The sequence below is a fragment of the Arthrobacter sp. Edens01 genome, from assembly GCF_001307035.1.
Classification (GTDB): domain Bacteria; phylum Actinomycetota; class Actinomycetes; order Actinomycetales; family Micrococcaceae; genus Arthrobacter_B.
The window spans coordinates 1,048,579-1,062,290 of the sequence record NZ_LKIU01000005.1 but is presented as its reverse complement, the minus strand read 5'-3'; the positions used below and the strand labels follow the sequence as shown (position 1 = coordinate 1,062,290).

At 62.9% G+C, this 13,712-nt stretch carries 13 protein-coding genes; 5 read left to right on the top strand and 8 right to left on the bottom strand.

The window, feature by feature from the left end:
* Positions 1-2 precede the first annotated feature (2 nt).
* Together AO716_RS11100 and AO716_RS11095 are read right to left on the bottom strand one after the other, a co-directional pair.
* Entirely contained in the window at positions 3-491 is a 489-nt protein-coding gene (locus tag AO716_RS11100) for a hypothetical protein (RefSeq protein WP_152969946.1), read from the bottom strand.
* Positions 492-581: 90 nt separating this feature from the next.
* The gene (locus tag AO716_RS11095; protein WP_321164368.1) at positions 582-1,955 is read right to left on the bottom strand and encodes a flavin monoamine oxidase family protein; all 1,374 of its coding nucleotides are present in this window, start codon (positions 1,953-1,955) and stop codon (positions 582-584) included.
* 203 nt (positions 1,956-2,158) lie between these two features.
* Between AO716_RS11095 and arfB the strand changes: the two genes are divergently transcribed.
* A complete protein-coding gene (gene arfB / locus AO716_RS11090) occupies positions 2,159-2,581 on the top strand; it encodes an alternative ribosome rescue aminoacyl-tRNA hydrolase ArfB (protein WP_055240900.1) in 423 nt (140 codons plus the stop codon).
* Between the two features lie 90 nt (positions 2,582-2,671).
* Here arfB and nrdF read toward each other — a convergent pair whose 3' ends face one another.
* The 4 genes from nrdF to nrdH form a co-directional block, all read right to left on the bottom strand.
* Positions 2,672-3,646, bottom strand: coding sequence for a class 1b ribonucleoside-diphosphate reductase subunit beta (gene nrdF / locus AO716_RS11085; RefSeq protein WP_055240899.1), 975 nt, complete (start codon positions 3,644-3,646; stop codon positions 2,672-2,674).
* A 39-nt stretch (positions 3,647-3,685) separates the two neighbouring features.
* Positions 3,686-5,824, bottom strand: coding sequence for a class 1b ribonucleoside-diphosphate reductase subunit alpha (nrdE, locus tag AO716_RS11080; RefSeq protein WP_195840679.1), 2,139 nt, complete (start codon positions 5,822-5,824; stop codon positions 3,686-3,688).
* Positions 5,821-6,336 carry a class Ib ribonucleoside-diphosphate reductase assembly flavoprotein NrdI gene (nrdI, locus tag AO716_RS11075; protein WP_082413502.1) on the bottom strand — a complete coding sequence of 172 codons (516 nt, stop codon included), beginning with the start codon at positions 6,334-6,336 and terminating at the stop codon, positions 5,821-5,823. Before nrdI ends, nrdE begins: the two co-directional genes overlap by 4 nt.
* 199 nt (positions 6,337-6,535) lie before the next feature.
* Positions 6,536-6,781 carry a glutaredoxin-like protein NrdH gene (nrdH, locus tag AO716_RS11070; protein ID WP_055240898.1) on the bottom strand — a complete coding sequence of 82 codons (246 nt, stop codon included), beginning with the start codon at positions 6,779-6,781 and terminating at the stop codon, positions 6,536-6,538.
* Positions 6,782-7,128: 347 nt separating this feature from the next.
* On the opposite strand from nrdH, the gene AO716_RS11065 reads away from it, so the two are divergent.
* Together AO716_RS11065 and AO716_RS11060 are read left to right on the top strand one after the other, a co-directional pair.
* Entirely contained in the window at positions 7,129-8,058 is a 930-nt protein-coding gene (locus AO716_RS11065; protein WP_055240897.1) for a LysR family transcriptional regulator, read from the top strand.
* Positions 8,059-8,183: 125 nt separating this feature from the next.
* A complete protein-coding gene (locus tag AO716_RS11060; protein WP_055240896.1) occupies positions 8,184-9,278 on the top strand; it encodes an FUSC family protein in 1,095 nt (364 codons plus the stop codon).
* A gap of 9 nt (positions 9,279-9,287) precedes the next feature.
* Here the strand turns inward: AO716_RS11060 and AO716_RS11055 are convergent, their stop codons facing one another.
* Together AO716_RS11055 and AO716_RS11050 are read right to left on the bottom strand one after the other, a co-directional pair.
* Positions 9,288-10,379 carry an App1 family protein gene (locus AO716_RS11055; protein ID WP_055242176.1) on the bottom strand — a complete coding sequence of 364 codons (1,092 nt, stop codon included), beginning with the start codon at positions 10,377-10,379 and terminating at the stop codon, positions 9,288-9,290.
* A 174-nt stretch (positions 10,380-10,553) separates the two neighbouring features.
* Positions 10,554-11,624, bottom strand: a complete 1,071-nt coding sequence (locus AO716_RS11050; protein ID WP_055240895.1) for a fatty acid desaturase family protein — start codon at positions 11,622-11,624, stop codon at positions 10,554-10,556.
* Positions 11,625-11,853: 229 nt separating this feature from the next.
* On the opposite strand from AO716_RS11050, the gene AO716_RS11045 reads away from it, so the two are divergent.
* Positions 11,854-12,810 carry a patatin-like phospholipase family protein gene (locus AO716_RS11045; protein WP_055240894.1) on the top strand — a complete coding sequence of 319 codons (957 nt, stop codon included), beginning with the start codon at positions 11,854-11,856 and terminating at the stop codon, positions 12,808-12,810.
* 34 nt (positions 12,811-12,844) lie between these two features.
* The gene (locus tag AO716_RS11040; protein ID WP_055240893.1) at positions 12,845-13,633 is read left to right on the top strand and encodes a MerR family transcriptional regulator; all 789 of its coding nucleotides are present in this window, start codon (positions 12,845-12,847) and stop codon (positions 13,631-13,633) included.
* Positions 13,634-13,712 lie beyond the last annotated feature (79 nt).

Below are 13,712 nucleotides of genomic sequence, written 5' to 3'. Positions count from 1 at the left end.
GCCTACGAGTCCGTTCCGCCGATCTGCACCCAGACTCCGCCAAGCTCCTCGGCCAGGGACTGGACGTCGGCCGGGTCAGCCGCTTCTGGACGGGGCAGCTCGAAAGCGTGCCAGTTCTCTCCTTCAGCGAATCCGTCGGGGGAATTCTCCCCACCCTGCACTATTCGTTCGTGGACTTTCTCGCGGTCGGTCCAGCTTTGGTACAGCACTAGCTGAAGCGAGTCGGTGCACATCGCGTACTCAGGGGTATAGATGTCGAACGTGAATTCAACCGATTCGGCGGTTATCCCCTCCCCGCAGCCGACGGCGGCGTCTGCGGCGTCGTACAGGTCCCCGATTGAGCTGAACTCCGACAGTTCAATGATGGAAGCAAAGTTCGTGACGCCTTCACTTTCGTCCGCCGGATCCCCGGAGTAACCGCAGGCCGCAGTCAGAGCGGCGGCTGCCGCAACTCCGGCGGCCAGCATTCGTGTTTGCCACTGCGTTCGCATTTGTCCCCCCGTCGGAGGGCACTCATGTGCCCGTCCGCCCCATCCTTACATACCGCAGCGGTGCCGGCCCGGAGCGGTCATCGGCAGTCCCTAAAGGACACCCTCCGTCGAGAGCGATGAGTACGGAATCTCCGCACCGAGAATCCGTTCTGCGGCACGGTGCCCCGAGCAGAGGGCAGCGTTGACGGTGGCAGGATCATCCTCCCAGGTCACTTCCCCGGCGAGATGCAGCACCCCGTCGATGGGCGTAGCAATCCGGCTGTGGTCCTCACCGGTGCATCCCTTCATCATGTACGCGTATGCCCCGCCCGCCCAAACATCACCCTGCCAGTCGGTGATCCTCGCATGAACCGGATCGAGCGTCCGGGAACCGTAGATGTCCCGGAGCGATGCCATGACCGAGTCCACCACGCGTTCATCAGACCACTCCCGTATTTCCTGCGCGCACTCCCCTGCCGCGAAAGTCAGCAGCGTCGGCTCCCCGTGAAGGTCCGTGAGGTCATACCAGGAATGCCACCACTTCGCGGCTTCTCCCTGGCGGCGGATCGCATACACGTCTGCGTCCCAGAAGCGCTCGGCAAAGCGCAGGAAGACCTTTTCGAAGGCGTTCATCCGAAAACGGGAAATCGCGCCGGTGACCAGCTCTGGCAGCGGCGGATCAAACGTGATCAGGTCCGACTGCAGGACACCGATCGGGACGGTGACTACTGCCTGGGCCGCGGTGAATACGCCCTGATCCGTCTCCACGACGACGCCGCGCTCCACTCCGGCGGCCCCGATCCGGTTGACGCGGGTCACCGCGTGTTCAAGCCGCACATCGATCCCCGCTGCCAGTTTGGATGCCAGCTCGTCATAGCCCCGGGGAAAGACCACCTCATCCCCGCTGATCACTTCATCCTCGAGTCCGTGTGCGTCGAGCAGGCGGGAATCGGCACCGTACTGCTCCTCGCTGCGGTGGTCGAGGTACTCCACAACGCGTTCGGCGCGTTCGGCGTCCCAGCCTTCCGCTGCCGCCACCTCTCCGACCGCGGTCCGCGCCGCTTCCGCATAGCTGGCACCTGGTGCCATGGCCTCAATGACCTTGACCAGCCGCACCTCTACCAGTGCTGCGTCGGCGACAAAGCGCTCCACAGCGCCGTCGGGCAGGCGTGTTCCATCCGGACCGTAGTAGGCGATGGGCCGTCCGCCGGCCTGGTAGCTTCCCACGGTGAACTCAACATCCGGCATGTCAAAGGAACGGGTCAGCGAGTGCAGCGGTCCGCCGTCGACCCCGTGGATCCAGGAGGCACCGAGGTCTGTGACCCGGCCGTCGAGGCGCTCGGTATGAAGGCGCCCGCCGATGCGGTCGCGTGCTTCCAGCACCACGACCCGCTGACCGCTGGCTGCCAGCGCCCGGGCGGCACTGAGGCCCGACACTCCTGCGCCCACCACAATGGTGTCGAAATCCTCCGTGAAGATATCCACTGTCCTAGCTCCCCTTTTCAGATCGCGGAAAACCTTTTCGATTCACAGTAATGGGACGCCCTTGAACCCCTTGTCTTACCGAGTAATCTCGGGAACATTCGTCTTCACACAGCACTTCCACCATGTCTATAAGGGCCTGGAAGCCAACGGAGGGAGCACATAGTCATGACCGACCTGCAGCACATTCGTGCGACGCTGGATCCATGGACTTACTGGTATCGCCTGCACTGACGATCCCCGCAGCCGAACTTGAGTGGCGGTTCTCCCGTTCGTCCGGCCCGGGTGGCCAGCACGTCAACACCACGGACAGCCGTGTAGCCCTGACCTGGAACGTTGCCGACTCGGCGGCGCTGTCCGAAGAGCAGCGGGCGAGACTCATGCACCGGTTGAAACACCGCCTGATTGCCGGAGCACTTGTTGTCACGGCTTCCGAACAGCGTTCCCAGCTGCGCAACCGGGAGACAGCCCTGGCCAAGCTCGCCGAGATGGTGGCCGACGGACTCGCACCCGGCCCTGCGACACGCCGCCGGACCAAACCCACCCGCGGTTCGAACTATCGGCGCCTTGATGCAAAAAAGCAGCGATCAGCAACAAAACAGCAGCGGCAGAAGCCCCCGAGGGACTAATGTCCTCTGGCCCACCGCAGGTTAAACAAGAGACGCCGCAGCAGGCTCCCAAGCCTGCTGCGGCGTCTCTTGAAAGAACGAGTCCGGGTACTAGAAGTCCCAGTCCTCGTCTTCGGTGTTCACGGCCTTGCCGATCACGTAGCTCGAGCCCGAGCCGGAGAAGAAGTCGTGGTTCTCATCCGCGTTCGGGGACAGCGCCGAAAGGATGGCCGGGTTCACGTCCGTCAGGGTGGACGGGAACATGGCCTCGTAGCCCAGGTTCATCAGGGCCTTGTTGGCGTTGTAGTGCAGGAACTTCTTGACGTCCTCAGCCAGCCCGACGCCGTCGTACAGGTCGTGCGTGTACTGGACTTCGTTTTCGTACAGCTCGTACATGAGCTCGTACGTGTAGTCCTTCAGCTCCTGGCGGCGCTCCTCGGAAACAGTTTCCAGCCCGCGCTGGAACTTGTAGCCGATGTAGTAGCCGTGCACAGCCTCATCACGGATGATCAGGCGGATCAGGTCGGCCGTGTTTGTGAGCTTGGCCCGGGAAGACCAGTACATCGGCAGGTAGAAACCGGAGTAGAAGAGGAAGGACTCCAGCAGTGTGGAGGCTACCTTGCGCTTCAGGGGATCATCGCCGCGGTAGTAGTCCGTGACGATGTGGGCCTTGCGCTGGAGGTTCTCGTTCTCCGTGGACCAGCGGAACGCCTCGTCAATCTCCTTGGTGGAAGCCAGGGTGGAGAAGATCGATGAGTAGCTCTTGGCGTGCACGGACTCCATGAACGCAATGTTCGTGTAGACCGCTTCCTCGTGCGGGGTGAGCGCATCGGGGATCAGGGAGACGGCACCAACGGTAGCCTGCACGGTGTCCAGCAGGGTCAGGCCCGTGAACACGCGCATGGTCAGCTGCTGCTCTTCGGGAGTCAGCGTGTTCCACGACTGGACGTCGTTGGACAGGGGCACCTTCTCAGGCAGCCAGAAGTTGTTCACCAGGCGGTTCCAGACTTCTACGTCCTTGTCGTCCTGGATGCGGTTCCAGTTGATCGCCTGCACTTGGTCGATCAGCTTAAGCTTCTCGGTCATTGTTTTCCTTGTCTTGAAGAAGTTGAAGATGGACGGCGGCTACAGCATGCAGCTGACGCAGCCCTCAACTTCGGTGCCTTCCAGGGCGAGCTGGCGCAGGCGGATGTAGTAGATGGTCTTGATGCCCTTGCGCCATGCGTAGATCTGCGCCTTGTTGATGTCACGCGTGGTGGCGGTGTCCTTGAAGAACAGGGTCAGGGACAGGCCCTGGTCCACGTGCTGCGTGGCAGCGGCGTAGGTGTCGATGATCTTCTCGTAGCCGATTTCGTACGCATCCTGGTAGTACTCCAGGTTGTCGTTGGTCAGGTACGGAGCCGGGTAGTAGACGCGCCCCAGCTTGCCTTCCTTTCGGATCTCAATCTTCGACGCCACCGGGTGAATGGAGGAGGTGGAGTTGTTGATGTAAGAGATCGAGCCGGTCGGCGGCACAGCCTGCAGGTTCTGGTTGTAGATGCCGTGCTCCATGACGGAGGCACGCAGCGCAGCCCAGTCTGCCTGGGTGGGGATGTGCACGTTCTCGAACAGTTCCCGCACACGCTCGGTCTGCGGAACCCATTCGCCGTTCACGTACTTCTCGAAGAACTCGCCCGAGGCGTACTTGGACTTCTCGAAGCCGGCGAACGTACGGCCCGTTTCAATAGCCAGCAGGTTCGAGGCACGCACGGCGTGGTAAACGACCGTGTAGAAGTAGATGTTCGTGAAGTCAATGCCCTCAACGGATCCGTAGTGGACCCGCTCACGGGCCAGGTAACCGTGCAGGTTCATCTGGCCCAGGCCAATGGCGTGCGACTGGTCGTTGCCCTTGGCGATGGACGGAACCGAGCCGATGTGGCTCATGTCCGAGACAGCGGTCAGGGCGCGGATTGCGGTTTCGATGGTGCGGCCGAAGTCCGGGGAATCCATGGTCTTCGCAATGTTCAGCGAACCCAGGTTGCAGGAGATGTCCTTGCCGGTCTGGTCGTAGGAAAGGTCATCGTTGTACGTGGTGGGCTGGGAAACCTGGAGGATCTCCGAGCACAGGTTGGACATGATGATCTTGCCGTCGATCGGGTTTTCCCGGTTCACCGTGTCTTCGAACATGATGTACGGGTAGCCGGATTCGAACTGAATCTCGGCGAGGGTCTGGAAGAACTCGCGGGCCTTGATCTTGGTCTTCTTGATCCGGGAATCATCGACCATCTCGTAGTACTTCTCGGTGACCGAGACATCGGAGAACGGCATGCCGTAGACCTTTTCGACGTCGTACGGGGAGAAAAGGTACATGTCCTCATCCCGCTTGGCCAGCTCGAACGTGATGTCCGGGATGACGACGCCGAGGGAGAGGGTCTTGATACGGATCTTTTCGTCCGCGTTCTCGCGCTTGGTGTCCAGGAACCGGTTGATGTCCGGGTGGTGGGCGTGCAGGTACACGGCACCTGCGCCCTGGCGGGCACCGAGCTGGTTGGCGTAGGAGAAGGAATCTTCAAGAAGCTTCATCACGGGGATGACGCCGGAGGACTGGTTCTCGATCTGCTTGATCGGGGCACCGACCTCGCGGATGTTGGTCAGCGCGAAGGCGACGCCGCCGCCGCGCTTGGAGAGCTGCAGTGCGGAGTTGATGGAACGGCCGATCGACTCCATGTTGTCTTCGATGCGCAGCAGGAAGCAGGAGACCAGCTCGCCGCGCTGCTTCTTGCCGGCGTTCAGGAAGGTGGGGGTCGCCGGCTGGAAGCGGCCCTCGATGATTTCGTCCACCATCTGCTCTGCCAGCTGCTCGTTGCCGCGGGCCAGGTGCAGGGCAACCATGCACACACGGTCCTCGTAGCGCTCCAGGTAACGCTTGCCGTCGAAGGTCTTCAGCGTGTAGGAGGTGTAGAACTTGAAGGCGCCAAGGAAGGTCTCGAAGCGGAACTTCTTCTTGTACGCACGCTGGTACAGCTCACGGATGAAGTTCATGGAGTACTGGTCGAGGGTTTCCCGCTCGTAGTACTCGTTCTTGACCAGGTATTCCAGCTTCTCTTCCAGGTCGTGGAAGAACACGGTGTTGTTGTTAACGTGCTGAAGGAAGTACTGGCGTGCAGCCGCACGGTCGGCGTCGAACTGGATCTCACCGTTCTTGCCGTAGAGGTTCAGCATGGCGTTGAGCTCGTGATAGCCCAGGCCCTTGTAGGCTTCCGGCAGCTCCTTGGAGTCCGTCATGCCGGCTTCTGCGACTGATGTGTCCAAAACTCTTCCAATCCTTGGTTTACCTTGGCAACGTCCTCCGACGTGCCCATGAGTTCAAATCTGTAGAGAACGGGGACCTTGCATTTGACGGCAATAATGTCTGCCGCCAGGCAGTAGTTCTCCCCGAAGTTTGTATTGCCCGCTCCGATGACGCCGCGGATCAATGCCCGGTTGGCCTCAACGTTCAGGAACTTGATGACCTGCTTGGGTACTGCACCCTTCGCTGCCGCACCGGGCTGGGCCGCTGTCCCTCCGTAAGTCGGGAGCAGCAGCACGTAAGGCCGCTGCGCCAGGAGGGTGGGAGCGGAGGTCAGCAGGGGAATCCGGCTGGCCGGCCGTTCAAGTTTGTCAGCGAATTTTCCGGTGTATCCGGATGCGGAGGTGAAGTACACCAGGTCGTCATTCGTGACAGGGTTGCCGGGAGTCTGCAGTGCGCCGGTGCCTGTAGCGGCTCCGGCTTCTGTAATCACGGATCCCAATGTCATGGCGTCCTGCTTCTTTGACAGCGGTTCTGGCTGTGTCTTCGTTTTACTGCGTCTTCTTTGCTGCGTTTGGTTCTGGTGGACGCACCTGCGTTTGGTGCGCCGTTCTGCTATAGGTCCCGGGTCCCGTTAAGAGAAGCGGCGGAACCGGATCTGTGGGTCCAGCCGGGAAGCCCGGCCGGCCCTTCCAGCTTTATTCAGGCTAGGCGACGGAGGTGACGCTGGCCTGTGCGAGTTCCTCGATCTTGTCCGGGCGGAAGCCGGACCAGGAGTCCTGCTCGGTGATGACTACGGGAGCCTGCATGTAGCCCAGCGCGCGGACCCGCTCAAGGGCCTCAGGGTCCTGGGACATGTCCACGCTCTGGTAGGCGATGCCCTTCTTGTCGAGCGCGCGGTAGGTGGCGTTGCACTGAACGCACGAAGGCTTGGTGTAAACCGTAACGGTCATGGTGGTCTCCCCTAGGTAATGCTGAAGTCTGTCCATTGATACTACATCCAGCCACTACATCTAGTGCGACACCGGATGCCCTACCCCAAGATGATGTATTACAAGTATGTCATTCGACACGTGCGTCGTCCACAGTTTCTGCACAGGCAGAGCCGTGTATTTTCGTGGATTTCCGCAGGGAAGAGCCCGGTTCTCCACAGCCTGTGGAGGCGGGATGCACAGCCTGTGGGGCTGGCTGAATGATCGCGTGTCGCACCCATTGGGCGTGTCGCGCGTAGTACCTGGCACCACTAGATATTGTGGTCGACGTCGATTCAGGGCACCAAGGATGGGAAAGGGGCGCCGCGATGGTCAATCCGATCCACCTCAAAACCCTGCTGGAAGTAATCCGCTGCGGCTCCTTTGCGGCGGCCGCCGTGCACCTGGGGTACACGGCCTCCGCCGTCTCACAGCAGATGTCCGCCCTTGAACGGGAAACCGGCACAACCCTCTTCGAGCGGTCGGCGCGTGCCGCCGTACCCACGGAAGCCGCCGTCGTGATGTCCCGCCATGCCGCCAAGGTACTAACGGACATGGATGCCCTGCTGGCAGCAGCGGCCCGCGCCGAGGCGGGCACCGGCCACGAGCTGCGGCTCGGCATCTTCCCCAGCCTTGCAACGTTCGCGCTGCCCCGGCTGGTGAACTCGCCGGACTGGAAAGACCTGGGCATCGACCTGAAGATTTTCGTGGCCGAACCCGGACAGACCATTCAGGGCCTGCGCGCCGGCGGGGAGCTCGACGTCGCGCTGGTGTTCCAGGTGGGGCAGGGAGGTCTGGCGTGGCCGGCCACGGTCAGCAGGCAGTGGCTCGGCGATGACAACTTCCGCGTCGTCCTGCCCGAGCGCTGGGGAATCCGCCCCGGCGCCAAAGTAAGCGCCGAACAGCTCTCGGACATGCCCTGGATCATGCACCACCCCGGCACACCGGACGCACTGGTGATTGAGCGGCTCTTCGCCAGCTGCAGCCTGCATCCGCGGGTCGCGGCCTACTGCGACGACTTCAACGCCAGCCTGGAGATGGCCTCGGCAGGCATTGGCGCCGCACTGGTCCCGGAACTGGCGATGCTGAACCACAGCCAGGGAGTCGTTGTACTGGACGTCCCTGAAATCCGGCTCGCCCGCAGTATCTTCGCCCTGCTGATCAACGAGCGGCAGGGCCCGCGGACGCGGGTCTTCCTGGACAGGCTGGCCGAGGTGCTGGAGGGCATCAGCATCTCCCCTGGTTCCTCCCGCCGCTGATCCACCGACGGGGCCCCGTCTCCCCTTTGGGCAGCCTTGTCACTATTGAGACCCGCAAGACCCTTCAGAGTGGCCCAGCCCGCAGAAATCGACGCCCCCGCCGGCCAGCAGGCATACTTGCGAGCATGGCTCTCCGAGGCAAGTCCCTGCCCAAACCGTCCATGGCGGCGGTCTCCAACCGGCTCACCGGCATGCTGCGCTACACCCGGTTCCAGCTGGCGGTGAAAGCGGCTGTAGCTGTCGGTATCGCCTGGACTCTCGCCCCGCTGGTGCCCGGGGTTGCCGCGGAGTACCCCTACTATGCTCCGCTGGGTGCCCTGGTCTGCATGTATCCCACGGTGGCTGGAACTGCGCGCGCCGGAATCCAGACCCTGATCGGTCTGGCCATCGGAATCGGGCTGGCGCTGATTGCGCTGCTCTTCGGCGGGCCAACCGTGTGGACGATTGCCCTAATCGTGGGGTTGGGCGTCCTGCTGGCAGGTATCCCCAATCTTGGTGCCGGCCGTGACTACCTCCCGGTGGCTGCACTGTTCGTGCTGGTCCTGGGCGGGGATGACGCTGACGGCTACTCCTACGGCTATGCCGTGCAGATGCTCGTCGGTGTGGTGGTGGGCCTGACGGTGAACGCTGTGCTCTATCCCCCGCTGCACCTCAACGGCGCCGTGGACGGGCTCGCCTCGCTGCGACTGACCCTTGCCCGGCAGCTGAGGGAAATGGGAATGGCGGTTGGCGAATCCTGGCCGCCGGAGCACGAGGACTGGTCCAACCGGCGAACAGAGCTGATTTCCTTCAGCCGAGAGGTCCGGGAGGCAGTACAGCTGGCAGACTCCAGCCGGCACGGGAACCTGCGCCGCAGGCGGCACCAGCGTGATCTCAACGCTGATTTCCGGGCGCTCCGCGCCATGGAACGCGTCACCCTTTATGTGGAGGACATGACCGAGGTGCTGGCCACTGCCATCTGGACTTCTCCAGAGGAGACCCCCGTGCCCGGGACCGTGTCCGAGGCCCTGGAACGGGCCATGCTTGCTTCGGCCGAGGCAGTGGAAACCTGGGATGCGGACACTGAGGAATACGCCGAAGCGGTCCAGGCAGTGCAGGAACTGGTGACCACCATGAACGGGAACGCTTCCCCGGACACTCCGATGGATGCCACGGCTTCGCTCGCCATGAGCCTGCGGCGGATCATGCGCACCATCCGCACGGAAGAAGACCAGCCCTAGCGGACGCCGCTATCCGGCGTCGGGCAGCAGACCCCTGTCCGTCAGCTGCCGTGCCATACCGGCGCCGTCGGGAGCATAGATCCAGGGAATATCCTGCGGTGTGGTTCCGCGCCCCGCGGACCGGCCGCCAGCCAGCACCGCCTCGCTTGGGGAGAGTTCACGGATGGCCACAGCCCTGACATTCTGCGGGTGTTTGCGGCTGAAATCGGAATAGATCGCTTCATCGTGCTGCCCGTTGTCCCCGATCAGCAGCCAGCTGATGTCCGGAAACTCCTTCGCCAGGCGTTCCAGCTGGGTGCGCTTGTGCTCGGGGCCGCTGCGGAACCAGCGGTCGCGGGTAGGGCCCCAGTCCGTGAGCAGCAGCGGACCAGCCGGATACAGGTTCCGGGTGATGAACCGGGTGAGCGTCGCGGCGACGTTCCACGCCCCGGTGGACAGGTAGAAGACTGGAGAGCCTTCGTTCTCCCGCACCAGGCGGTCCATCAGCACAGCCATGCCCGGGGTGGGTGTCCGGGCATGCTCGTCGAGCACAAACGTATTCCAGGCGGCCAGCAGCGGACGCGGCAGGGCGGTAACCATGATGGTGTCGTCAATATCCGAAATGACGCCGGTTCGTGCTGCCGGATCCACGATGTAGACAGGTGACAGCACCGGCTCAGCGTCGGGTTCAGCTTCCGGAAGCAGGCTCACCGTCTGCCACCCCGGTGCCAGCGAGGCAGGAAGTACGACGTCGACGACTCCCCCGCGGTCCGCGGTCACCAGGTGTTTCTCGGAGCCGATCCGGACGCACACCACGGCATCATTGACCGGCGGGCTGATGAAGTTGCGCCATCCGCGCACACCGTCGCGCAGTGCCTGGACGGATCCGCTTGCGGGTGCTGACAGTTTTCCCGGCTTGGCCAGAACCACGCGGCCCAGGACACGTACCCAGGAATCGGATCCGTAGCCGGTAAACGGGAGAACTGTCTGCACTCCCCCGCGCTTGCTCGCAGCATTCATGCGGTACGAGTGGAACCGGTCCTCCAGCCGGGCGCCAATATGAATCGCCTGGTCCTTGGTCCGTTTCATTGCGGGCAGTCCGGGTACGGGTGTCGAAGGCATGCCCCCAGTCTCGCAGACACGGAGGAACTTGTGATCCACCCCTCTTTCCCGGCTTCCGGACGCAGCAGCAGACACGGCCGGCCCGGGCGGCAAAGGCGAAGGACGGCTCCCTGTCCAGGGAGCCGTCCTTCGATCGTGCTGCAGTCTTAGCTGTACTGGCCTGCCTGTACTGGTCTACCTGTACTGAGCGCGGACGGGGCAATCAAACGGATCGCGGGCCGAGAGACCAACGCGGTTGAGGTAACGCACCACAATCGCGTAGGACTCGGTCAGGGAAGCCTCGGTGTACGGAATCTTGTGCTTGGCACAGTGTTCCTTGACGATCTCGCTGGCACGGGCCAGGTGGGGACGCGGCATGCTGGGGAACAGGTGGTGTTCAACCTGGTAGTTCAGGCCACCCATAAAGGTGTTCATGCCCCGGCCGCGGATGTTGCGCGAGGTCAGGACCTGGCGGCTGAGGAAATCAATCTTCGAGTCCCGCGGAATCAGCGGCATGCCCTTGTGGTTGGGTGCGAAGGAGGCACCCATGTACACACCAAAGACGCCGAGCTGGACGCCAAGGAACGCGAAGGCCATGCCAACTGGCAGGAAGAAGAACACCGCGGCCACGTAGAGACCCAGCCGGAGGAAGACCATGGTGATCTCCGTGTAGCGGCCCTTGACCTTGTTCTTGGAGAACAGGTGCCTAATGGACGTGGCATGCAGGTTGATGCCTTCGAGTAGCAGCAGGGGGAAGAACAGCCAGCCCTGGCGGCGGGTCAGCCATGCCATGAGGCCCTTGCGGGTCTCGGCCTGTTCAACCTGGAAAGAGATGGTATCCATCTCGATGTCCGGGTCTTTGCCCACAGTATTGGGGTTGGCGTGGTGCCTGCTGTGCTTGTTCATCCACCACTGGTAGCTAATGCCAACAACGGCGTTGGCGAGGAAACGGCCGGCCCGGTCATTCGCGGGACCGGATTCGAAAACCTGGCGGTGGGAAGCTTCGTGGGAAATAAAGGCAAGCTGCGTGAACAGGATGCCCAGTGCGGCGGCGATCAGGAGCTGGAACCAGCTCTCACCGATCAGGAAGAAGCCGGTGCCGGCAGCGATAAGGCCGGCACAGAGGAACACAAAGGTAGTGATGTAGAAAGCACGGCGCCGCTTGAGCAGCCCTTCGTCGCGGATGATCTTCAGCAGCGTTGAATAACTGCTGGTAACGGCATTCTCGCGGTTCCTGGTGGTACGTGGTTGTGCAGCAATGCTCATAAGCGCCTCTGGCCGGTCTATTCGACTTCCCAGCCGCGAAGGTAGAGCAAATGCTCAGTAGATGTGACAATCCTAACCCGATTTTCTGGCAATACGCCGTGACCTTGCCGTAACAATGGGTTCTGCCCATCTCCGGACCGGTTCATCCGCCCCTGGTTGACCCGCTCTGCACCGCCAACGAGCATTGCACCAGGTACCGGTCCAATCCGCCGAGCAAACGGGAGCCGCAGTGATCAAAGTCCTGTCAATTGACGGCGGAGGCATCCGCGGGATCCTTCCCGCTACCTGGCTCATGAAGCTTGAGGAACTCACCGGCCGGCCCGCTGCCGAACTCTTCGATGTGGTGGTCGGGACTTCCACCGGCGGCATCCTGGCGCTCGGTCTGACGTGCCCCGCCGCCGGCGGAAAGGGCTACAGCGCAGAGGAGCTCCGAAACCTCTATGTGGACCACGGATCGGAAATATTCTCCGGCTCGCCCTCAGCAGACGCCGGGTCCAGGGCGAGGTACTCCTCGGAGCCGCTGCGTGGATACCTTCAGCAGTACTTCGGCGACCGGGCGCTCTCCGCGGCACTGAAACCGGTGGCGGTGGTTACCGTGGACCTGGCGCATTTCACCGGTCTGCTCTTCAGCGGCGGCGGTCTGGACCAGGATCCCCTTGGCGACGCCCCGATGGCACTTGCTGCCCTGGCGACGTCGTCCGCTCCCACTTATTTCGAGCCGGTTCCCTACACGGAACCGGACGGGACCCGGCGGACACTGGTGGACGGCGGACTGGCAGCCAACGATCCCGCTTTCGTCGGGTTGACCATTGCCCTGGTGCAGCAGCGGACCATCAGGCAGGGGGAAGAGATCCTGCTGGTCTCTTTGGGTACGGGGGAACAGTCCGGCGGAGGCTCGCTGGAGCCAAGCGCCCTGTCCCAGCTCGCCCATCCCGACCAGCTGGCCGTTCTTGAACCGGTGATCGAATCGCTTTACGGCGCGCCGGGCAGGCTCGCCCGCCAGCTGCTCAGCCTTAGTCTGGGCGAGAGGTACCAGCGCCTGCAAACGGAACTGCTTCCCGGAGTGGACCACGCCCTGGACAACGCCACGCCGGCGAACATCGCCGGCCTGCTCCGGACTGCTGAAGCGTTCCTTGCAGCTGAGAGCGGCCGGCTGGAGGATCTGGCAGCCAAACTCACCAGTTGACATTGACGCAGCGTCAACCCGTAGCGTGAAAGACATGAGAAGCACTGAGTCCCGGGAACAGCACCGGGAATTCTCTGTCCAGGACGTTGCCCGGCTCGCCGGCGTCTCCAGCAGGACCCTGCGCCACTATGACGCAATCGGCCTGCTGAAGCCATCCCGCACCGGCGCCAACGGCTACCGCTATTACGGCAGCCGTTCCCTGGTTCGGCTGCAGCGCATCCTGCTCCTGCGGCAGCTGGGCCTGGGACTGCCGGAGATCGCGGAGGTCCTGGAGCGCGGGGACAACCCGGCCGAAGCGCTGCGGACCCATTTGGTCTGGCTGGAAAAGGAACAGGACCGCCTGGGCCGGCAGCTCGCCTCGGTGCGGCGCACAATTACTGCTTTGGAGAAAGGGCAGGACATCATGGCTGAGAACACCTTCGACGGATTCGACCACACCCAATACCGGGAAGAGGTTGAGCAGAAGTGGGGCAAAGAGGCATACACACGTTCAGATGAATGGTGGAAGGGCATGGACGACGGCGAGCGCGCTGCCTGGCAGAAGGAAACAGCCGAGCTGGGCCGGGCCTGGGCGGAAGCTGCAGCCCAGGGCACGGATCCCACCGGCCCCGCTGCCCAGGGGCTTGCTGCCCGGCACGTGGACTGGCTGCGGAGCGTGCCCGGCGCGCCGACCGGCCCGGAGAGCCTGCCAGGGTACGTGAAGAGCCTGGCCGAAATGTACGTGGCTGATCCGCGTTTCGCTGCCAACTACGGCGGGGCGGACGGTGCGGCCTTTGTACGTGAGGCACTGCTGGCCTATGCGGACGGAAAGCTGGCCGGCTAGTTCCCGCCCACGAAAGCCACACCCCGCTCTCCTCCGCCGGGTAACGGCTGCAGCCCGAGGTCTGTGGCTAGTATCCATG